We start from the raw sequence: 18,186 nt of genomic DNA on the forward strand, positions 1-18,186 counted from the left end.
AGAGGGCTGGGGTATGCCCAGCCCATGGCACAGATTGAATCACTCTTCGTCACCCGTCTCTATCGCGCAAACTTGTCCGAATTCGATCCCAGGATCGACGCGGAGGAATTGGAAAGTTCATGCCTTGTTATTGCTGAAGATGATGAGGCCGGGCAGGACTGGTGTGAAGCGAACGCGTATCCCGGCTACACCAGTTATGCTTCGCTGACCGATTTGCCTTGGCGATTTCCGATATTTGCCGATCTTGTCAAAGTGCTGGATCAGCACGTCGCGGCTTTCGCCAAGGATTTGGAGTTTGATCTGGACGACCGCGCGTTGAAGCTTGAGGATCTGTGGATCAATATCCTCCCTGAAGGCGGGATGCATGCCAGCCACCTGCATCCGCACAGCGTCATCTCAGGCACGACTTATGTGTCCATGCCCGAAGGGGCCAGTGCGTTGAAACTGGAAGACCCGCGGTCGGGCCGCATGATGGCCGCACCGACGCGGCTGAAGGGCGGGCGCCGGGAATTGCAGCCTTTCATCTATATGAAGCCGCAGGTAGGTGACGTCCTGCTGTGGGAAAGCTGGCTGCGCCACGAAGTGCCGATGAACATGGCCGAGGACGAGCGGATTTCTGTTAGCTTCAACTATAAATGGGAGTGAAGCGTCTTAAAGCGTCAAGGTGAAAGCGCTCCAGTTACTTCGTCGGAGGATACTATGACCAAAACAGCTCTCGTCACAGGCGCATCATCCGGAATTGGTCGGGAATTGGCACGTTATCATGCGTCACAAGGCGGCAATCTGATCATCAGTGCGCGGCGCGGAGATGCGTTGGATGCCCTCAGATCAGAGCTTGAGGCCGCCCACGATGTTACTGTCACTGCGATTCCGCTTGATCTGGGTGCTGTTGGAGGCGCGGAAAAACTTTATGAGGCCGTCAAGTGCAGAGACCTGACGGTCGACTACCTGATCAACAATGCTGGATTCGGAGGGCATGGGGCTTTTTTGGATCGCCGCCTTTCGGACGATCTGGATATGATCCGGCTGAACGTCGAAGCCCTTGTATCTTTGTGCCATCTGTTCGGCACGGATATGATCAGTGGCGGTGGCGGAAAGATACTGAATGTCAGTTCGACTGCGGCGCATATGCCGGGTCCATTGCAGGCGACCTATTTTGCCACCAAGGCCTATGTTTCGAGTTTCAGTCAGGCGCTCGCGGAGGAGCTGAAAGGCAAAGGCGTCACTGTGACGGCGCTGGAGCCGGGCTATGTCGTGACCGAATTTGCTGCTGCTGCAAATCTTGAGGGCACGAAGCTTGTTGCCCAAAAAGGGGCGACTGCTGAGGCCGTGGCCAAAGTCGGCTATGACGCCATGATCGATGGGAAGCTCACGGTGATCAACGATAAGTCGCTCGCGTTTGTGCTGGGTTGGGTCATGCCGTTGCTGCCGCGACGCGCGCGCCTGAAAATGGTTCGGAAAATGCAGGAGAAGGGTGACTGAGCACTTGGCCGCGTTTGTCGGGATCCAGAAAGGTCGCAGTAGTGATCTGCTGCCCGGTTTCAGAGGGCGGCGGTAATTTGGAAACAGGTAGTTTCATCTGCCCGAACACGGTTTGAAACTTTCCCTTGCCACCCACCCCCCAAACCCTTATACGGCGGCATCCTGCGATCTCCCGGCGTTGTCGGGCGATTCGTATGTCTATCATTCATCCACCAGGTCAAAGGTGACCCTGTAAGGGGGCCTTCTGGTGTTTTGAGCAAAGGAAAAGGCGATGAACGCCCAAGAACTGCGTGACAAGACCCCGGACCAGCTCCGCGAGGAACTGGCCAACCTGAAGAAAGAAAGCTTTAACCTGCGCTTTCAACAGGCAACCGGTCAGCTGGAAAACACAGCCGGCATCAAAGCGGCCCGCCGCAATGCTGCCCGTGTCAAAACCATTCTGAACGAAAAGGCCGCTGCTGCGGCATCCGAGGAGTAATCAGATGCCCAAGCGTATCCTGCAAGGCACCGTGACCAGCGACGCCAACGAACAGACCGTAACCGTATCCGTCGAGCGCCGCTTTACGCATCCGGTTCTGAAGAAAACCATCCGTAAGTCCAAGAAATACCGGGCTCACGATGAAAAGAACGCCTTCAAGGTCGGCGACACCGTACGCATCATCGAATGCGCGCCGAAATCGAAGACGAAACGTTGGGAGGTTCTGGAGGCGTAAGCCCCCAGGACTTTTCATTTGTCGAAACCCTGGGGGATTTAACGAGACCAGCCCCCACAGGTCGGGAGAAACCACATGATCCAGATGCAGACCAATCTGGATGTCGCTGACAACTCCGGCGCACGCCGAGTTCAGTGCATCAAGGTCCTGGGTGGTTCCAAGCGTAAATACGCCTCCGTAGGCGACATCATTGTCGTCTCGGTGAAGGAAGCCATCCCGCGCGGCCGCGTGAAGAAAGGGGACGTCCGCAAGGCCGTCGTCGTACGCACCGCCAAGGAAGTCCGTCGTGAAGACGGCACCGCGATCCGTTTCGATCGCAACGCCGCCGTCATCCTGAACAACAACAACGAGCCCGTAGGTACCCGTATCTTTGGCCCCGTTGTTCGTGAACTGCGCGGCAAGAACTTCATGAAAATCATCTCGCTGGCTCCGGAGGTGCTGTAATCATGGCTGCTAAACTCCGCAAAGGCGACAAGGTCGTCGTGCTGGCCGGCAAGGACAAGGGCAAAGAGGGAACTATCACCTCGGTTGACCCGAAAGCCGGTAAAGCCGTTGTCGATGGCATCAACATCGCCATCCGCCACACCCGTCAGTCGCAAACCTCGCAAGGTGGTCGCCTGCCTCAGGCAAACCCGATCGAGCTGTCGAATCTGGCACTGCTGGACAAAAACGGCAAAGCAACCCGCGTTGGCTTCCGCATGGAAGGCGACAAGAAGGTGCGCTTCGCCAAGACCACAGGGGACGTGATCGATGCTTGATAACGCAACCTACACCCCGCGTCTGAAAGCTCAGTACGCCGAAACCATCCGTGCCGCTCTGAAAGAAGAGTTCGGCTACAAGAACGACATGCAGCTGCCCAAGCTGGAAAAAATCGTTCTGAACATCGGTTGTGGTGCTGAGGCTGTCAAAGACTCGAAGAAAGCGAAAGCTGCTGTCGAGGATCTGACTGCGATTGCTGGCCAGAAGGCCGTTGCAACCAAGGCGAAGAAGTCGATCGCGGGTTTCCGCGTCCGTGAAGACATGCCGCTGGGTGCGAAAGTGACCCTGCGCGGTGACCGGATGTACGAATTTCTGGATCGTCTGATCACTATCGCGATGCCTCGCGTTCGTGACTTCCGCGGTGTGAAGCCGTCTTTCGATGGTCGTGGCAACTTTGCCATGGGCATGAAAGAGCACATCGTGTTCCCGGAAATCGACTTCGACAAGGTCGACGAGGTCTGGGGCCTGGATATCGTAATTGCCACCACAGCGAAAACCGACGCTGAAGCAAAGGCATTGTTGAAAGCATTCAACATGCCGTTCAACGCGTAAGCGCCGGGAGGATTGAGACATGGCTAAAAAAGCAATGATCGAACGCGAGAAGAAGCGCGAACGCCTGGTGGCCAAATATGCCGCAAAGCGTGCCGAGCTGAAAGAAATCGCGAATGACGAGAGCAAGCCGATGGAAGAGCGTTTCAAAGCGCGTCTGAAACTGGCGAAACTGCCGCGCAACAGCTCGGCTACCCGTCTGCACAACCGTTGTCAGCTGACAGGTCGTCCCCACGCTTACTACCGTAAGCTGAAGGTCAGCCGTATCGCGCTGCGCGAGCTGGGTTCTGCTGGTCAGATCCCCGGCATGGTGAAATCGAGCTGGTAAGGGAGACATAGATATGAATGATCCTATCGGCGATATGCTCACCCGTATCCGCAACGCGCAAATGCGCGGCAAGTCCACCGTTTCCACCCCGGCTTCTAAGCTGCGCGGCTGGGTTCTGGACGTGCTGGCGGACGAAGGTTACATCCGTGGCTACGAAGCGACGACCGGTGAAAACGGTCATCCGGCCATCGAAATCAGCCTGAAATACTACGAAGGCACCCCTGTTATTCGCGAACTCAAGCGGGTTTCCAAGCCTGGCCGTCGCGTCTACATGGGCGTCAATGACATCCCGCAGGTCCGTCAGGGTCTGGGCGTGTCGATTGTCAGCACTCCGAAAGGTGTGATGTCGGACGCAAACGCTCGCTCCAACAATGTTGGCGGCGAAGTGCTCTGCACCGTCTTCTAAGGAGGTCTGCAATGTCTCGTATTGGTAAAAAACCGGTCGAGCTGCCCAGCGGCGTTACCGCCTCTGTGTCGGGTCAGACCATCGAAGTGAAAGGTCCGAAAGGCACTCGTAGCTTCACCGCCACCGACGACGTTACGTTGTCGGTTGAAGACAACGTGGTCAAGATCGATCCCCGTGGCATGTCCAAGCGTGCGCGACAGCAGTGGGGCATGAGCCGCACCATGGTCGCTAATCTTGTTGAAGGCGTAACAAACGGCTTCAAAAAAGAGCTGGAGATCCAGGGTGTTGGTTACCGGGCTCAGATGCAGGGTAATACCCTGAAGCTGAACCTGGGCTACAGCCATGATGTTGATTTCACTGCTCCGGAAGGTGTCACCATCACCGCGCCGAAGCAGACCGAGATCGTTGTGGAAGGTATCGACCAGCAGCAGGTGGGCGAAGTCGCGGCCAAAATCCGCGAATGGCGCCGTCCCGAGCCGTACAAAGGCAAGGGCATCCGCTATAAAGGCGAGTTCATCTTCCGCAAGGAAGGTAAGAAGAAGTAAGGACGCAGACAATGGCAAACAGCAAAAGAACCCTGTTTCTGAAGCGCCGCCTGCGCGTTCGGAACAAACTTCGCAAGGTCAACGCGGGTCGTCCGCGTCTGTCCGTACACCGTTCGAACAAGAACATCTCTGTTCAGCTGATCGACGACGTACGTGGCGTGACCCTGGCCGCAGCCTCGACCCTGGAAAAGGATCTGGGCGTTGTGGGCAAGAACAACGTCGAAGCGGCCACCAAAGTGGGCGCGGCCATCGCCGAGCGCGCCAAAAAGGCAGGCGTCGAAGAGGCCTATTTCGATCGTGGCGGCTTCCTGTTCCACGGCAAGGTGAAGGCTCTGGCCGACGCCGCGCGTGAAGGTGGTCTGAAGATCTAAGACTTGCGGGCAGCTTTGCGGCTGCCCCGATGATCCGGGGGCCTCGGCGACAGTCGGGGCTCACTTGGATTGAACTAAACGGCGCCGCATGCGCCACATGAGAAAAGGGATGCCAAATGGCAGAACGTGAAAACCGTCGGGGCCGTGGCCGCGATCGTGAAGAAGCGCCGGAATTTGCAGATCGTCTGGTCGCAATCAACCGCGTGTCGAAAACCGTAAAAGGTGGTAAGCGCTTTGGCTTCGCCGCTCTGGTGGTTGTCGGCGATCAGAAAGGCCGCGTCGGCTTTGGCAAGGGTAAAGCAAAAGAAGTACCTGAGGCCATTCGTAAGGCAACCGAACAAGCCAAGCGTCAGATGATCCGCGTGCAACTGCGCGAAGGTCGTACGCTGCACCACGACATCGAGGGCCGTCACGGCGCCGGTAAAGTGGTTATGCGCACCGCACCTGAAGGTACCGGTATCATCGCCGGTGGTCCGATGCGTGCCGTGTTCGAAATGCTGGGCGTGAAGGACGTTGTGTCCAAATCGCTGGGCTCGCAGAACCCGTACAACATGATCCGCGCCACCATCAACGGCCTGCAGAAAGAGCAGAGCCCGCGTTCGGTTGCTGCACGTCGTGGCAAAAAGGTTGCTGACATCCTGCCCAAGCGGGACGAAGCACCGGCTGCTGCTGAAGCAGAAGCATAAGGAGAGCGACCCATGGCAAAAACCATCGTCGTCAAGCAGATCGGCTCCCCGATCCGCCGCCCCGCCGAACAGCGCGCAACCCTGATCGGCCTGGGCCTGAACAAGATGAACCGCACCCGCGAACTGGAAGACACACCTTCGATCCGCGGCATGGTCAACAAGATCCCGCATCTGGTTGAGATCATCGAAGAGCGCGGCTAAGCGCGAGTTCTTTGAAGTAATTGAAGCGCCCTCGACGATGTCGGGGGCGTTTTTTTCTACCAATCAGACGGATGTGAGTCGCGCACGGCCTTTTCGTTACTAAAGCTGTCGCGAGAGCGGATTTCCAAAACTCCATTAGAAAGAAAACGCACAGGTGGGATTGGCAGGTTCTCAGGTGCTGGGCCGGCTCTGACGCGCCCTGCCGAGTCGTATCTGCCTCCATGTGATGGGCAGTTAATCCAATAAGGTTCGCCTCCAAAGGGCTGAGTTGCCGGGAAGGTTATGAAATTCAAATGCGTGCAAATGGGACGATATACCAACCAGCGCCCATCTTCTCCGAATGATCGATTTTCATCTGTCGCTGGGGCATCTGCACGAAGATTTGCATTTCGTGCAAATTTGTCAGGCAACTCACTCAGTGGTGTTGAGCGTGCAGCGTCGACTTCTTTTTGGGTCCGATATCTGACAGTAACCGGACCGTCCCGAAACTTGATGAGCATTTGCTGACCCGGAGTTAGCCCATTTAGATCAACTTTGGTAATCTCAATGGGTTGAGAACGTCCATACCGTTCACTCCAAGTTTGGGAAGATACGGTTTGGCCTCTTAAAGCCAGGCAGGTTGCGCCGCCAAAAACCAGAGAATCTCTGCGTATCATAAGGCGATCCCCCCAATATCAAACATCAATATCATCATTCGAAAGCGTTTGAAAATGCGCTGCTAAGGTTTCACCGCCATTCACCAAACGCATACCGGCTAGACCAAAACACGCGTTGTTAGCGGTATCTAATGCTCCTATCTGAGCCTGGTCCACAAAGGAACAAATGGAAACGCCCAGGGAATACGCCCTGGAACAGAAAGGAAATTAGATATGGCACATACAGCTACACTGACTCATGGCGGCTTCAACCTGAGCGCTCGTATCGAGAGCTTTGTTGAGCGCGTAAAAGAGAACCGCGCCCGCGCTGCGGAATACAGCCGCACTTATCGCGAATTGCAAAGCCTGAGCAACCGCGAGCTGGACGATATCGGCGTTCGCCGTTGTGATATCGCAGATATTGCACGCGACCACGCATATTGCGCGTAACACCCCAACACTCACCGTTGAAGGGGCGCCATTTCGGCGCCTCTTTTGGTTTTGGCAATTGTGATGGATCAAACCTTGCAACCAAAGCCGCAACGCTGTAGAGCGCTCCGGTGGATTTCCATCCACGAGAATCAAAACCAAGAAACGCCGTGGTTGGCCCATCACGCTTCGGGGGTCACATCCGGCTTAGGAGAAGCGATATGAAACTGCATGAATTGCGCGACAATCCTGGCGCTAGCCCGAAACGCACCCGCGTTGGCCGTGGTCCCGGTTCCGGCAAAGGTAAAATGGGTGGCCGTGGTATCAAAGGCCAGAAATCCCGTTCGGGTGTGGCCATCAATGGCTATGAAGGCGGCCAGATGCCGCTGTACCAACGTCTGCCTAAGCGTGGCTTTAACAAGCCGAACCGCAAGGAATTCGCGGTTATCAATCTGGGCCTGATCCAGAAGTTCGTCGACGCCGGCAAGCTGGACGCCAAGGCTGCGATCACCGAGGATGCGCTGGTTGCATCCGGTCTGGTCCGCCGCAAGCTGGACGGTGTCCGCGTTCTGGCCAAAGGTGAAATCACCGCCAAGCTGAACCTGGAAGTCACCGGCGCTTCGAAAGCTGCGGTTGAAGCAGTTGAAAAAGCGGGCGGTTCACTTCAGGTCACAAAAGCTGCTGCGGCAGAGTAAGCGCTTGTGAGCGGGCAAAGACCCGCTTACATAGAGCACTAAGTTTTCCCAGACGCCGCCCGAGCCGGAAAACGGTTCCGGGCGGCGTTTACATAAGAGAGACCGATTTATGGTATCAGCAGCAGAACAAATGGCAGCCAACACAAGCTGGGCTGCTCTTGGCAAAGCCACCGATCTGCGCAACCGCATCCTGTTCACATTGGGTTTGCTGATCGTCTATCGTCTGGGCACCTTTATCCCGGTGCCGGGGATCGACGGGCAAGCGCTGCGTGAGTTCATGGAGCAAGCGGGGCAGGGCATCGGCGGCATGGTTTCGATGTTCACCGGCGGGGCGCTGGGGCGGATGGGTATTTTTGCCCTCGGCATCATGCCCTATATCTCGGCCTCGATCATCGTGCAGCTGCTGACCTCGATGGTTCCCGCGCTTGAGCAACTCAAGAAAGAGGGCGAGCAAGGGCGCAAGAAGATCAACCAATACACCCGTTTCGGTACCGTGGCTCTGGCCACCGTTCAGGCTTATGGTCTGGCGGTTTCGTTGGAATCGGGCGATCTTGCGACCGATCCGGGCATGTTCTTCCGTATGTCGACCATGATCACTTTGGTCGGCGGCACCATGTTCCTGATGTGGCTGGGCGAGCAGATCACCGCACGCGGCATCGGTAACGGTATCTCTCTAATCATCTTCGTTGGCATTATTGCCGAGGTTCCCGCCGCTCTGGCGCAGTTCTTCGCTTCGGGCCGCAGCGGTGCAATCAGCCCCGCCGTGATCGTGGGTGTGATCATCATGGTCATCGCCGTGATCACCTTTGTGGTGTTCATGGAGCGGGCCCTGCGCAAGATCCATATCCAATACCCGCGCCGTCAGGCTGGTATGAAAGTCTACGAAGGCGGCTCCAGCCACCTGCCGGTCAAAGTGAACCCGGCGGGTGTGATCCCTGCGATCTTTGCAAGCTCGCTGCTGTTGCTGCCGGTAACGATCTCGACCTTCTCGTCGGGCGCCACAAATGGCCCGGTGATGTCGTGGCTGCTGGCCAACTTCGGCCCCGGACAGCCGCTTTATCTGCTGTTCTTTGCTTCGATGATCGTGTTCTTCGCCTATTTCTACACGTTCAACGTGTCGTTCAAGCCGGACGATGTGGCGGACAACCTGAAAAAGCAGAACGGTTTTGTACCGGGTATCCGTCCGGGCAAGAAAACCGCCGAGTATCTGGAATACGTCGTCAACCGCGTGCTGGTTCTGGGTTCGGCCTATCTGGCGGCCGTTTGTCTGCTGCCTGAAATCCTGCGGGGCCAGTTTGCTATCCCGTTCTATTTCGGCGGCACCTCGGTTCTGATTATCGTCTCTGTGACCATGGACACGATCCAACAAGTCCAGAGCCACCTGCTGGCGCATCAATACGAAGGGCTGATTGAAAAGTCCCAGCTGCGCGGCAAAGGCAAGAAACGCGGCAGAAAGGGAGCTGCTCGTCGATGAACATCATTCTTCTCGGCCCCCCGGGGGCAGGCAAAGGAACGCAGGCGCGTCACCTGGTTGAAACCCGCGGTATGGTGCAACTCAGCACCGGAGACATGCTGCGCGAGGCCAAAACCTCGGGCACGGAGATGGGCCAGAAGGTTGCTGCGATAATGGACGCGGGTAAGCTGGTCACCGATGAGATCGTGATCGGCCTAATCGAAGAGAAACTGACCACCGAAAAAGGCGCCGGTTTCATCTTTGACGGCTTCCCCCGGACGTTGGCACAGGCCGACGCGCTGTCGGCTCTGCTGACCAAGCTGGGCCAGTCGCTGCATACGGTGATCGAGATGCGTGTGGATGATGACGCGCTGGTGGACCGGATTACGGCGCGGTCAACCTGCGGCGGATGTGGGGAGGTCTATAACGACAACACCAAACCGATTCCCGCGGATCGCAAATGCACCAATTGCGGTAAGGAAAATGACTTCGTCCGTCGTGCCGACGACAACGAAGACAGCCTGCGTACGCGCTTGATGGAATACTACAAGAAGACCTCTCCGCTGATTGGTTACTACTACGCCAAAGGCGATCTGCGTCCGGTGAACGGGCTGGCGGATATCAAGGAAGTCACCGCGTCGATTGAGGCGGTTCTTGGCTGATATCAATATGGGCTTGACGGCACCGCCAAAAGCCCATATCGACCCCCATCCCTAAAGGGAATCAAAACCGCATGCGGGATTCGTCCCAATTGCCCCGACCACCTCGAATAATACTGGACCCTCTGGCGTCACTGCCACGGTCAAGTGTTGTGAAAAAAGGTTCCGGAGTTACGGAACCGCAACAAAAAGGAAAGTGACACGTGGCACGTATTGCCGGCGTAAACATCCCGACTGCAAAGCGGGTACCAATCGCCCTCACATATATCACCGGTATCGGAAACACCTCGGCCAAAGCAATCTGCGAAGCCGTAGGCATCGAAGCGCACCGTCGCGTCAACGAACTGTCCGACGCCGAAGTTCTGGCCATCCGCGAGCACATCGATGCAAACTTCACCGTCGAAGGTGACCTGCGTCGTGAAGTTCAGATGAACGTCAAGCGCCTGATGGACCTGGGCTGCTATCGCGGTCTGCGTCACCGCCGCAACCTGCCGGTTCGCGGTCAGCGTACCCACACCAATGCTCGTACCCGCAAAGGCCCCGCAAAGGCCATTGCCGGTAAGAAGAAATAAGGGAGGGTCTGACTGATGGCACGTGACAAGACTCGCGTTAAGCGCAAAGAGCGTAAGAACATCGCATCGGGCGTTGCCCATGTGAACTCGACCTTCAACAACACCAAGATCCTGATCTCGGACGTACAGGGCAACGCCATCTCGTGGTCGTCTGCCGGTACCATGGGCTTCAAGGGATCGCGGAAATCGACCCCCTACGCCGCTCAGATGGCTGCAGAAGATGCAGGCAAAAAGGCGCAGGAACATGGCGTCAAGACGCTGGAAGTCGAAGTTCAGGGCCCCGGTTCGGGTCGTGAATCGGCTCTGCGTGCGCTGGCTGCAGTGGGCTTCAACATCACGTCGATCCGCGACGTGACCCCGATCGCTCACAACGGCTGCCGTCCGCCGAAGCGTCGTCGCGTCTAAGCGATTTTGAATTAAGCTGGGGCTGTGTTTTTGCACGGCCCCAGCACGTCATTTTGAACCTCGGGCGTCTGCACCTTGTTGGTCATGGGGCGCGGACAGGAATGGAGGGATTACATGATCCATAAGAATTGGGCAGAATTGATCAAGCCGACCCAGCTTGACGGCAAGCCGGGCAATGATCCCGCACGTCAGGCAACCCTGGTTGCAGAACCGCTGGAACGTGGCTTTGGTCTGACCCTGGGCAACGCGCTGCGCCGTGTTCTGATGAGCTCGCTGCAAGGCGCGGCCATCACCAGCGTTCAGATCGACAACGTCCTGCACGAGTTCAGCTCGGTTGCCGGTGTACGTGAAGACGTCACCGACATCATCCTGAACCTCAAAGGCGTGTCGCTGCGCATGGAAGTCGAAGGCCCCAAGCGCCTGTCGATCAATGCCAAAGGCCCCGCAGTAGTTACCGCTGGCGACATCAGCGAAAGCGCTGGCATCGAGGTTCTGAACCGCGATCACGTCATCTGCCACCTGGATGATGGCGCTGACCTGTTCATGGAACTGACCGTCAACACCGGCAAAGGTTACGTTTCGGCTGAGAAGAACAAGCCCGAAGACGCACCCATCGGCCTGATCCCGATCGACGCGATCTATTCGCCGGTCAAAAAGGTTGCCTATGACGTTCAGCCGACCCGTGAAGGTCAGGTTCTGGACTATGACAAGCTGACCCTGAAGATCGACACCGACGGTTCGATCACGCCGGAGGACGCGCTGGCATTTGCCGCACGCATCCTGCAGGATCAGCTGTCAATCTTCGTCAATTTCGACGAGCCGGAATCGGCTGGCCGCCAGGACGAGGACGATGGTCTGGAGTTCAACCCGCTGCTGCTGAAGAAAGTGGACGAGCTAGAACTGTCGGTCCGTTCGGCAAACTGCCTGAAGAACGACAACATCGTTTACATCGGCGATCTGATCCAGAAGACCGAAGCCGAGATGCTGCGCACTCCGAACTTCGGCCGCAAGTCGCTGAACGAGATCAAGGAAGTGCTATCCGGCATGGGTCTGCACCTCGGCATGGATGTCGAGGACTGGCCGCCTGATAACATCGAAGATCTGGCCAAGAAATTCGAAGACGCGTTCTAAGCGCGTCTTCACAAATGCCCGGGCTGCCGGGGACCATATGGGCACTTCCGCCCCAAGGAGAGCCGGTGACACGCATCGCCGGCCAGACAAAGCAAAACGCGAAAGAAGGAACTAGAAAATGCGTCACGCACGTGGTTATCGCCGCCTGAACCGTACTCATGAGCACCGCAAAGCTCTGTTTGCAAACATGGCTGGCTCGCTCATCGAGCATGAGCAAATCAAAACAACTCTGCCCAAGGCAAAAGAACTGCGCCCGATCGTTGAAAAACTGATCACTCTGGGCAAGCGCGGCGACCTGCACGCCCGCCGTCAGGCCGCAGCACAGCTGAAAGAAGACAAAGACGTCGCCAAGCTGTTCGAAGTTCTGGGCCCTCGTTACGCCGAGCGTCAGGGCGGTTATGTCCGTATCCTAAAAGCTGGCTTCCGCTATGGTGACATGGCACCGATGGCGATCATCGAATTCGTTGACCGCGACATCGACGCCAAAGGCGCGGCCGACAAAGCTCGTGTTGCCGCCGAAGAGGCCGCAGACGAAGAATAAGCCTTGGCTATATCTGAGTTTCAGCCCCCGCGTCGCAGACGCGGGGGTTTTCTTTTGCTCTGTGTGAAAATTCAAGTCGGCCAAAATTTAATTGCTTTCGGCTTTCAGAATACCATCCGCTGACGCTCCCGCGGACAAATTGGCGTCAGAGAAATCCTCTGTCTCTGGCAGTTCCAGATGAAGAGACGAGGTGTGATCGATTTCGATCTTTCCCCGGGTCAATGTATAATCAAGTACGTGCCCACCGGTGGTCCGGTCTTCAGAGATGAAATGCAAGTGGTAACCCGGCACGCCAATCCCGACTGCGTAGTCAGGGCAGCGGAACCCGAGAATAGTTCCCTCCACGTTTTCCAATTCAAACTCGGCCTGCGTTTTGACCACTTCCAGCAAAGGTTTGTATGGCCGTTCCTGTTTCAACACGTTTCGATACCTAATGTGTTTGATCAATCCGGTGAAACGAACCGCGTAAAACAGGTTCTTTGCATCGGCGATGTCATCCAAACCCTCCTCGAAATCGGATTTGTTAACCGGAGAATCCAACGCAAGCGAAATCGTCGGTTCAAAGTCAATGACGGCTGCGTATGGTGTCAGCGCGCCGTTATCCGCAATTGTCGCTTTGCCTTCCCCATCCAGGCGATAAGCGACACCATCCAGCACCACCATTTCTCCGTCCAGGGCGTTGAAAGTACCGAGACCGAAATCTCCGTGTTCCAGCAGCTGACTTATGGAAACAGTCCCGTCATAGACGCCCTGCATGACGGCGCTCAGTAGTGAGGCCTGGTAATACTCGTGGGCGTGCTCTTCCCGCACAAAGCTCTTATTTTGATGATGAGAGGCAAGGGCCGTTGCAAAGGTCAATTCCCGGTCTTTGTGCATGGTCGTTCCCTCTGATTGGATTCAGCGCCAAGTCCAACACATAGCACAATTCCCTGTGAAACTTTTTGCAACGCTTTGCGAAGCCATAATGTTGAAGCTGGGTATTCGTGCGAATAGCTCAAAAGAAAGCGGTAGGTCCTCGGCATTGTCGAAGGCAGCGGGTTATGTCGCTTGCAATCTTTGCATCGGCCCCGCATATCCGGTTGGCGATATTGCCGGAGGGCCGATGATGCTAAGACTATTGTGTTCCCTGGTATTGCTGATGGGCGCAATACCGGCAGCCGCAGAGACGCAGGTACCAAAAAACCAGACCGAAATCAGCCTCGGGTTCGCCCCTGTCGTAAAGCAGGCTGCCCCGGCGGTTGTGAACATCTACGCCAAGATTGTGCGCGAAGGGCGGGCAAATCCGCTGTTTTCTGACCCGTTCTTTCAGGACTTCTTTGGCCGTGGATTTGGGACGCCACGCCCCCGTGTGCAGAATTCGCTCGGCTCTGGCGTGATCCTCACTGGTGATGGGTATGTGGTGTCAAACTACCACGTTGTGGGGATGGCATCGGAAATTCAGGTCGTGACTACCGACCGTCGTGAATTCACTGCCGAAGTCGTTCTGGGTGACAAAGAAAGCGACATTGCAATCTTGCGGCTGAATGAGGCAAGCGATCTGCCGTTCCTGCAGATGCGCGATTCCGATCAGGTCGAGGTCGGAGAATTGACGCTGGCGATCGGCAATCCGTTCGGCGTCGGCCAAACTGTTTCGTCAGGTATTATTTCAGGTCTGGCGCGCACCGGAACTGCAACCGGAAACGCAAGAGGGTACTTCATTCAAACCGATGCGGCGATCAACCCGGGCAATTCCGGTGGCGCACTGATCGACGTGAATGGTGATCTGATTGGTATCAATACTTCAATCCTGACCCGCTCGGGCGGGTCGAACGGTATCGGCTTTGCCATTCCGGCCAATTTGGTGGCCGAATTCCTGCGGCAGGCGCAGTCTGGCAACGAAAGCTTCGTAAGTCCTTGGGCAGGAATGGCCGGTCAACACATGAGCGCGGATATAGCCGAGTCTCTGGGTATGGCCATCCCTCTCGGGGTGGTGATTTCTGACTTACATGAACTGAGTCCGCTGGCAGAAGCGGGTCTGCGGGTCGGGGACGTTGTCACTCATGTCGACGGGGACGAGGTGAATTCTCCGGCCGAGATGAAATTTCGCATGGCTGTTGCCGGGGTGGGTGGAAAGTCGGTCCTGACTCGGCTGCGGGGCGAAGACCGCTCGGATATTGAAGTGGCGCTGATCAAACCGCCTGAAACGCCTGCGGCGGATGAGACTACGCTGGACGAGGATACGGTCATGCCAGGTCTGATCGTTTCGGGCGTAAATCCGGCGGTGATCATAAAGCTTGGCTTGTCGCTGTCTCAGACCGGCGTCGTGGTGGTTGATCCGAGCCGCTATGGCGGCCGCGCAGGATTGCGTGTGGGCGATGTCGTAAAAGGTATCAACGGAACCAGAACCGAGACACCGGAGGATATCGTTCAGGCCCTGACCGATCCAGGTCGCCGGGTACAGATGGAGATTGAGCGGGGAAGCCGGTTAATCTCATTGCGGTTTCGGTTGTGATCCGTGAGTGACTTGTTCGATACCGGTTCTGCGGAACCAACCGCTTCGCCGCACAGGCCGCTTGCGGATCGCTTGCGCCCACAATCCCTGTCTGAGGTGATCGGGCAAGAGCAGGTTTTGGGACCAGATGCGCCATTGGGGGTGATGCTCGCGTCAGGTAGCCTGTCCAGCCTGATCTTCTGGGGCCCGCCGGGTGTAGGAAAGACAACCATCGCCCGGTTGCTGGCGCAGGAGACCGATCTGCATTTCGTACAGATCAGCGCGATTTTTACCGGTGTGCCGGATCTGAAGAAGGTATTTGAGGCGGCTAAAATCCGTCGTCAGAACGGGCAAGGCACCTTGTTATTTGTTGACGAAATCCATCGTTTCAACAAAGCGCAACAGGACGGGTTTCTGCCGCATATGGAGGACGGTACGATCCTCCTGGTTGGCGCGACGACCGAAAACCCTTCCTTCGAGTTGAACGCGGCGGTACTCAGCCGGTCTCAGGTGCTGGTTCTGGAACGCCTTAGCCTTGCTGATCTTGAGCGTTTGACACAACGCGCCGAGAAAGAGCTTGACCGCGCCTTGCCGCTAACGTCTGCCGCCCGCGAGGCGCTGCAGGAGATGGCGGATGGCGACGGTCGCGCACTACTGAACCTGATTGAACAGGTTGCTGCTTGGAAAGTGGACGCCGATCTGGACCCGGATGCATTGTCGACGCGCCTGATGCGGCGGGCCGCAAAATACGACAAATCGGGGGATGAGCATTATAATCTGATCTCGGCCCTGCACAAATCGGTGCGCGGATCGGACCCTGACGCGGCGCTGTATTGGTTTGCGCGGATGCTGACCGGCGGCGAAGACCCGCGCTATCTGGCGCGGAGGATCACGCGGATGGCGGTTGAAGATATCGGTTTGGCCGATCCTCAGGCGCAATCGATCTGCCTGCACAGTTGGGAAACCTATGAACGGCTGGGCTCGCCCGAGGGCGAGTTGGCACTGGCGCAGGCGTTGGTGTATTTGGCGCTCGCTCCGAAATCGAACGGGGCCTATGTGGGGTATAAGGCGGCGATGCGGCTGGCCAAGCAATCGGGCAGTGAACCGCCACCCAAACATATCCTGAACGCTCCGACATCGCTGATGAAGGATCAGGGATATGGTGCAGGGTATGCCTATGACCACGATGCCGAAGATGGGTTCTCGGGTCAGAACTATTTCCCGGATGATATGAAGCGCCCGGTTCTCTATCAGCCGGTAGAGCGTGGTTTTGAGCGCGAGCTGAAAAAACGGCTGGAATACTTCGCCAAGCTGAGAACGCAACGCAATCAGGGCTAGACTTGACTCTGCACCCGATGCGCGCGACAGACGCGCATGATTTCTAAGGCACTGAAACAAGCACAATCCGGGCGGATCAGCCGTGCGGAACAAGGGGCAATGGCATGAGCGGCGTACAGGTGATCACCGTAGCAGAGGGCGATGGCGACCAGAGGCTGGATCGTTGGCTGCGCCGCCTGTTTCCTCATGTCAGCCAGGGCCGGATCGAGAAGATGTGCCGCAAGGGTGAATTGCGCGTAGATGGCAGTCGGGTCAAAGCTTCGACGCGGCTAGAGGTCGGGCAGTCCGTGCGCGTGCCGCCGCTGCCAGACGCCGACCACAAGCCCGCTGTCGTAAAGCATCGTGTTTCGGACGCTGACGCAAAGATGATCCAGTCTTGCGTGATTTATGAAGACGATCACGTGCTGGCGCTGAACAAGCCGCATGGCTTGCCAGTTCAGGGTGGCAGCGGTCAAACCCGCCATGTGGACAGCCTGTCCGAAGCGTTGCGCTTTGGGTATGAAGAGAACCCGCGCCTTGTGCATCGTTTGGATAAGGACACATCTGGCGTTCTGCTGATGGCCCGTACGCGCGAGGCCGCCAAAGGGCTGACAGCAGCCTTCCGGCACCGAAACACCCAAAAGATCTATTGGGCGCTGGTAGCTGGTGTACCAACTCCGTACCTGGGCGAAATCAAGACCGGGCTGGTCAAGGCTCCGGGACATGGCAAACAGGGTGAAGGCGAGAAGATGATCGCTGTTCATCCGAGCGAGGTGAACGATACGCCCGGCGCGAAACGTGCGCATACGCTCTATGCAACGCTGTATCGCGTTGCAGGGCGGGCAGCCTGGGTCGCGATGGAGCCGGTGACGGGGCGGACCCATCAGCTGCGCGCACATATGGCGGCGATCGGCCACCCGATCATTGGCGATGGGAAATATGGCGGCTCGGGGCAGGAAAATCTCGGCGATGGCTGGGGCGCGCAGTTGGGAGGTATCATCAGCAAAAAGCTGCATCTCCACGCCCGCAGCCTTTCCTTTGAACACCCGATGACCCGCAAACCCATCTCGCTTACGGCGCCTTTACCGGATCATATGAAACACAGCTGGGATACGCTGGGCTGGACCGAAGACCTCGCTGCAGATGATCCGTTTGAGGAGTTGCGATGAACGCTCCATTGCGGCTGGTCCTGTTTGATGTGGATGGCACTCTGGTCGATAGTCAGGGTGCCATTGTTTCGGCAATGACTGCCTGTTTTCAGGCGCAGTCACTGCCGGTCCCGGATCGTGACGCCATCCTGTCCATCGTCGGTTTATCTCTGCCCCATGCAATGGCGCGTCTGGCAGCAGATCAGTCCGAGCGGATACAAAGCGCATTGGTTGACGGATATAAGCAGGCCTATCACGCGCAAAGGTTGGAGCAGGGCGCCGCAAGCTCGCCGCTTTATCCCGGTGCGCGCCAAGTGATTGAGGCTCTTCACGCTCAGCCCGAGGTTCTTTTGGGAGTGGCCACAGGCAAATCTCAGCGCGGGCTTGATGCGCTGCTTGAAGGGCATGGGTTGCAGCAGCATTTCATTACTCGTCAGGTTGCAGATCACCACCCGTCCAAGCCGCACCCGTCGATGATAGAAACAGCTTTGGCTGAAACGGGCGTGCCGGCTGCGCAAGCCGTCATGGTGGGCGACACCAGCTTTGACATGGATATGGCCGCAGCCGCGCAAGTTGCCGGGATCGGTGTCAGCTGGGGTTATCACGATCGTCGGGCACTGACGACCGCAACACATGTGATCGAAACATTCGAAGAATTGCCAGGCGCACTGGCCAAGATCTGGGGCTAAAG

General features: G+C 57.0%; 27 protein-coding genes. 25 read left to right on the forward strand and 2 right to left on the reverse strand.

The genetic code is table 11. From position 1 onward, the window contains the following. Nucleotides 1–24 precede the first annotated feature (24 nt). The 13 genes from ACR0CZ_RS03865 (at nt 25) to rpmD (ending at nt 6,040) form a co-directional block, all read left to right on the forward strand. Nucleotides 25–645: a 2OG-Fe(II) oxygenase family protein gene (locus ACR0CZ_RS03865; protein WP_170392899.1), complete on the forward strand. Its 621-nt coding sequence runs from the start codon at nt 25–27 to the stop codon at nt 643–645. A gap of 54 nt (nt 646–699) precedes the next feature. Beyond that, a complete protein-coding gene (locus tag ACR0CZ_RS03870; protein ID WP_170392898.1) occupies nt 700–1,482 on the forward strand; it encodes an SDR family NAD(P)-dependent oxidoreductase in 783 nt (260 codons plus the stop codon). A 271-nt stretch (nt 1,483–1,753) separates the two neighbouring features. Next, on the forward strand, nt 1,754–1,960 hold the full coding sequence (gene rpmC / locus ACR0CZ_RS03875; RefSeq protein ID WP_010437082.1) for a 50S ribosomal protein L29: 207 nt from the start codon (nt 1,754–1,756) through the stop codon (nt 1,958–1,960). 4 nt (nt 1,961–1,964) lie between these two features. Next, nucleotides 1,965–2,195, forward strand: coding sequence for a 30S ribosomal protein S17 (gene rpsQ / locus ACR0CZ_RS03880; protein WP_068340771.1), 231 nt, complete (start codon nt 1,965–1,967; stop codon nt 2,193–2,195). A gap of 75 nt (nt 2,196–2,270) precedes the next feature. Beyond that, entirely contained in the window at nt 2,271–2,639 is a 369-nt protein-coding gene (rplN, locus tag ACR0CZ_RS03885) for a 50S ribosomal protein L14 (protein WP_008757934.1), read from the forward strand. Nucleotides 2,640–2,641: 2 nt separating this feature from the next. Continuing rightward, complete coding sequence (rplX, locus tag ACR0CZ_RS03890; protein ID WP_010437096.1) at nt 2,642–2,953, forward strand: 50S ribosomal protein L24; 312 nt, start codon at nt 2,642–2,644, stop codon at nt 2,951–2,953. Further along, complete coding sequence (gene rplE / locus ACR0CZ_RS03895; protein ID WP_170392897.1) at nt 2,946–3,506, forward strand: 50S ribosomal protein L5; 561 nt, start codon at nt 2,946–2,948, stop codon at nt 3,504–3,506. The genes rplX and rplE overlap by 8 nt, the downstream gene beginning before the upstream one ends. Before the next feature lie 19 nt (nt 3,507–3,525). Then, complete coding sequence (gene rpsN, locus ACR0CZ_RS03900) at nt 3,526–3,831, forward strand: 30S ribosomal protein S14 (RefSeq protein WP_010437098.1); 306 nt, start codon at nt 3,526–3,528, stop codon at nt 3,829–3,831. A 13-nt stretch (nt 3,832–3,844) separates the two neighbouring features. After that, entirely contained in the window at nt 3,845–4,237 is a 393-nt protein-coding gene (gene rpsH / locus ACR0CZ_RS03905) for a 30S ribosomal protein S8 (RefSeq protein ID WP_010437099.1), read from the forward strand. 11 nt (nt 4,238–4,248) lie between these two features. Further along, a complete protein-coding gene (gene rplF, locus ACR0CZ_RS03910; protein ID WP_170392896.1) occupies nt 4,249–4,782 on the forward strand; it encodes a 50S ribosomal protein L6 in 534 nt (177 codons plus the stop codon). Nucleotides 4,783–4,793: 11 nt separating this feature from the next. Beyond that, nucleotides 4,794–5,153, forward strand: coding sequence for a 50S ribosomal protein L18 (rplR, locus tag ACR0CZ_RS03915; RefSeq protein ID WP_170392895.1), 360 nt, complete (start codon nt 4,794–4,796; stop codon nt 5,151–5,153). 116 nt (nt 5,154–5,269) lie between these two features. Next, entirely contained in the window at nt 5,270–5,839 is a 570-nt protein-coding gene (gene rpsE, locus ACR0CZ_RS03920) for a 30S ribosomal protein S5 (RefSeq protein WP_155148691.1), read from the forward strand. 12 nt (nt 5,840–5,851) lie between these two features. After that, on the forward strand, nt 5,852–6,040 hold the full coding sequence (gene rpmD / locus ACR0CZ_RS03925) for a 50S ribosomal protein L30 (protein WP_170392894.1): 189 nt from the start codon (nt 5,852–5,854) through the stop codon (nt 6,038–6,040). Between the two features lie 56 nt (nt 6,041–6,096). Here rpmD and petA read toward each other — a convergent pair whose 3' ends face one another. Further along, nucleotides 6,097–6,696 (reverse strand): ubiquinol-cytochrome c reductase iron-sulfur subunit, encoded by a 600-nt coding sequence (gene petA, locus ACR0CZ_RS03930; protein WP_170392893.1) that lies wholly within the window; start codon nt 6,694–6,696, stop codon nt 6,097–6,099. A gap of 213 nt (nt 6,697–6,909) precedes the next feature. Here petA and ACR0CZ_RS03935 point away from each other — a divergent pair, with 213 nt between their 5' ends. The 8 genes from ACR0CZ_RS03935 to rplQ all read left to right on the forward strand — a co-directional run bounded on the left by ACR0CZ_RS03935 (nt 6,910) and on the right by rplQ (nt 12,560). Continuing rightward, the gene (locus ACR0CZ_RS03935; protein ID WP_170392892.1) at nt 6,910–7,125 is read left to right on the forward strand and encodes a DUF1127 domain-containing protein; all 216 of its coding nucleotides are present in this window, start codon (nt 6,910–6,912) and stop codon (nt 7,123–7,125) included. A 200-nt stretch (nt 7,126–7,325) separates the two neighbouring features. Next, the gene (gene rplO / locus ACR0CZ_RS03940) at nt 7,326–7,799 is read left to right on the forward strand and encodes a 50S ribosomal protein L15 (RefSeq protein WP_170392891.1); all 474 of its coding nucleotides are present in this window, start codon (nt 7,326–7,328) and stop codon (nt 7,797–7,799) included. 109 nt (nt 7,800–7,908) lie between these two features. Then, nucleotides 7,909–9,273: a preprotein translocase subunit SecY gene (gene secY / locus ACR0CZ_RS03945; protein ID WP_170392890.1), complete on the forward strand. Its 1,365-nt coding sequence runs from the start codon at nt 7,909–7,911 to the stop codon at nt 9,271–9,273. Next, entirely contained in the window at nt 9,270–9,914 is a 645-nt protein-coding gene (locus ACR0CZ_RS03950; RefSeq protein WP_170392889.1) for an adenylate kinase, read from the forward strand. The genes secY and ACR0CZ_RS03950 overlap by 4 nt, the downstream gene beginning before the upstream one ends. Before the next feature lie 200 nt (nt 9,915–10,114). Beyond that, nucleotides 10,115–10,483, forward strand: a complete 369-nt coding sequence (rpsM, locus tag ACR0CZ_RS03955; RefSeq protein ID WP_008757392.1) for a 30S ribosomal protein S13 — start codon at nt 10,115–10,117, stop codon at nt 10,481–10,483. Between the two features lie 15 nt (nt 10,484–10,498). Beyond that, on the forward strand, nt 10,499–10,888 hold the full coding sequence (gene rpsK, locus ACR0CZ_RS03960; protein WP_008757289.1) for a 30S ribosomal protein S11: 390 nt from the start codon (nt 10,499–10,501) through the stop codon (nt 10,886–10,888). A 114-nt stretch (nt 10,889–11,002) separates the two neighbouring features. After that, nucleotides 11,003–12,019: a DNA-directed RNA polymerase subunit alpha gene (locus ACR0CZ_RS03965; RefSeq protein ID WP_010437127.1), complete on the forward strand. Its 1,017-nt coding sequence runs from the start codon at nt 11,003–11,005 to the stop codon at nt 12,017–12,019. Nucleotides 12,020–12,137: 118 nt separating this feature from the next. Beyond that, nucleotides 12,138–12,560 (forward strand): 50S ribosomal protein L17, encoded by a 423-nt coding sequence (rplQ, locus tag ACR0CZ_RS03970; RefSeq protein WP_170392888.1) that lies wholly within the window; start codon nt 12,138–12,140, stop codon nt 12,558–12,560. An 87-nt stretch (nt 12,561–12,647) separates the two neighbouring features. On the opposite strand, the gene budA is transcribed toward rplQ, so the two are convergent. Beyond that, entirely contained in the window at nt 12,648–13,436 is a 789-nt protein-coding gene (gene budA / locus ACR0CZ_RS03975; protein ID WP_170392887.1) for an acetolactate decarboxylase, read from the reverse strand. 229 nt (nt 13,437–13,665) lie between these two features. On the opposite strand from budA, the gene ACR0CZ_RS03980 reads away from it, so the two are divergent. From ACR0CZ_RS03980 to ACR0CZ_RS03995, 4 genes are all read left to right on the forward strand, one after another. Then, entirely contained in the window at nt 13,666–15,051 is a 1,386-nt protein-coding gene (locus ACR0CZ_RS03980) for a trypsin-like peptidase domain-containing protein (RefSeq protein WP_170392951.1), read from the forward strand. Between the two features lie 3 nt (nt 15,052–15,054). Next, nucleotides 15,055–16,368, forward strand: a complete 1,314-nt coding sequence (locus ACR0CZ_RS03985) for a replication-associated recombination protein A (RefSeq protein WP_170392886.1) — start codon at nt 15,055–15,057, stop codon at nt 16,366–16,368. 104 nt (nt 16,369–16,472) lie between these two features. Next, the gene (locus tag ACR0CZ_RS03990; RefSeq protein ID WP_170465255.1) at nt 16,473–17,516 is read left to right on the forward strand and encodes an RluA family pseudouridine synthase; all 1,044 of its coding nucleotides are present in this window, start codon (nt 16,473–16,475) and stop codon (nt 17,514–17,516) included. Further along, nucleotides 17,513–18,184, forward strand: coding sequence for an HAD-IA family hydrolase (locus ACR0CZ_RS03995; RefSeq protein WP_170465253.1), 672 nt, complete (start codon nt 17,513–17,515; stop codon nt 18,182–18,184). Before ACR0CZ_RS03990 ends, ACR0CZ_RS03995 begins: the two co-directional genes overlap by 4 nt. The last annotated feature ends 2 nt before the right edge of the window (nt 18,185–18,186 follow it).

This window comes from Ruegeria sp. H9 (genome assembly GCF_056532915.1).

What these genes read in the sequence shown, in the direction of transcription:
- ACR0CZ_RS03865 (WP_170392899.1), top strand. Translation starts at nt 25, where the DNA reads ATGGCACAGATTGAATCACTCTTCGTCACCCGTCTCTATCGCGCAAAC.
- ACR0CZ_RS03870 (WP_170392898.1), top strand. Translation starts at nt 700, where the DNA reads ATGACCAAAACAGCTCTCGTCACAGGCGCATCATCCGGAATTGGTCGG.
- rpmC (WP_010437082.1), top strand. Translation starts at nt 1,754, where the DNA reads ATGAACGCCCAAGAACTGCGTGACAAGACCCCGGACCAGCTCCGCGAG.
- rpsQ (WP_068340771.1), top strand. Translation starts at nt 1,965, where the DNA reads ATGCCCAAGCGTATCCTGCAAGGCACCGTGACCAGCGACGCCAACGAA.
- rplN (WP_008757934.1), top strand. Translation starts at nt 2,271, where the DNA reads ATGATCCAGATGCAGACCAATCTGGATGTCGCTGACAACTCCGGCGCA.
- rplX (WP_010437096.1), top strand. Translation starts at nt 2,642, where the DNA reads ATGGCTGCTAAACTCCGCAAAGGCGACAAGGTCGTCGTGCTGGCCGGC.
- rplE (WP_170392897.1), top strand. Translation starts at nt 2,946, where the DNA reads ATGCTTGATAACGCAACCTACACCCCGCGTCTGAAAGCTCAGTACGCC.
- rpsN (WP_010437098.1), top strand. Translation starts at nt 3,526, where the DNA reads ATGGCTAAAAAAGCAATGATCGAACGCGAGAAGAAGCGCGAACGCCTG.
- rpsH (WP_010437099.1), top strand. Translation starts at nt 3,845, where the DNA reads ATGAATGATCCTATCGGCGATATGCTCACCCGTATCCGCAACGCGCAA.
- rplF (WP_170392896.1), top strand. Translation starts at nt 4,249, where the DNA reads ATGTCTCGTATTGGTAAAAAACCGGTCGAGCTGCCCAGCGGCGTTACC.
- rplR (WP_170392895.1), top strand. Translation starts at nt 4,794, where the DNA reads ATGGCAAACAGCAAAAGAACCCTGTTTCTGAAGCGCCGCCTGCGCGTT.
- rpsE (WP_155148691.1), top strand. Translation starts at nt 5,270, where the DNA reads ATGGCAGAACGTGAAAACCGTCGGGGCCGTGGCCGCGATCGTGAAGAA.
- rpmD (WP_170392894.1), top strand. Translation starts at nt 5,852, where the DNA reads ATGGCAAAAACCATCGTCGTCAAGCAGATCGGCTCCCCGATCCGCCGC.
- petA (WP_170392893.1), bottom strand. Translation starts at nt 6,696, where the DNA reads ATGATACGCAGAGATTCTCTGGTTTTTGGCGGCGCAACCTGCCTGGCT.
- ACR0CZ_RS03935 (WP_170392892.1), top strand. Translation starts at nt 6,910, where the DNA reads ATGGCACATACAGCTACACTGACTCATGGCGGCTTCAACCTGAGCGCT.
- rplO (WP_170392891.1), top strand. Translation starts at nt 7,326, where the DNA reads ATGAAACTGCATGAATTGCGCGACAATCCTGGCGCTAGCCCGAAACGC.
- secY (WP_170392890.1), top strand. Translation starts at nt 7,909, where the DNA reads ATGGTATCAGCAGCAGAACAAATGGCAGCCAACACAAGCTGGGCTGCT.
- ACR0CZ_RS03950 (WP_170392889.1), top strand. Translation starts at nt 9,270, where the DNA reads ATGAACATCATTCTTCTCGGCCCCCCGGGGGCAGGCAAAGGAACGCAG.
- rpsK (WP_008757289.1), top strand. Translation starts at nt 10,499, where the DNA reads ATGGCACGTGACAAGACTCGCGTTAAGCGCAAAGAGCGTAAGAACATC.
- ACR0CZ_RS03965 (WP_010437127.1), top strand. Translation starts at nt 11,003, where the DNA reads ATGATCCATAAGAATTGGGCAGAATTGATCAAGCCGACCCAGCTTGAC.
- rplQ (WP_170392888.1), top strand. Translation starts at nt 12,138, where the DNA reads ATGCGTCACGCACGTGGTTATCGCCGCCTGAACCGTACTCATGAGCAC.
- budA (WP_170392887.1), bottom strand. Translation starts at nt 13,436, where the DNA reads ATGCACAAAGACCGGGAATTGACCTTTGCAACGGCCCTTGCCTCTCAT.
- ACR0CZ_RS03980 (WP_170392951.1), top strand. Translation starts at nt 13,666, where the DNA reads ATGCTAAGACTATTGTGTTCCCTGGTATTGCTGATGGGCGCAATACCG.
- ACR0CZ_RS03990 (WP_170465255.1), top strand. Translation starts at nt 16,473, where the DNA reads ATGAGCGGCGTACAGGTGATCACCGTAGCAGAGGGCGATGGCGACCAG.
- ACR0CZ_RS03995 (WP_170465253.1), top strand. Translation starts at nt 17,513, where the DNA reads ATGAACGCTCCATTGCGGCTGGTCCTGTTTGATGTGGATGGCACTCTG.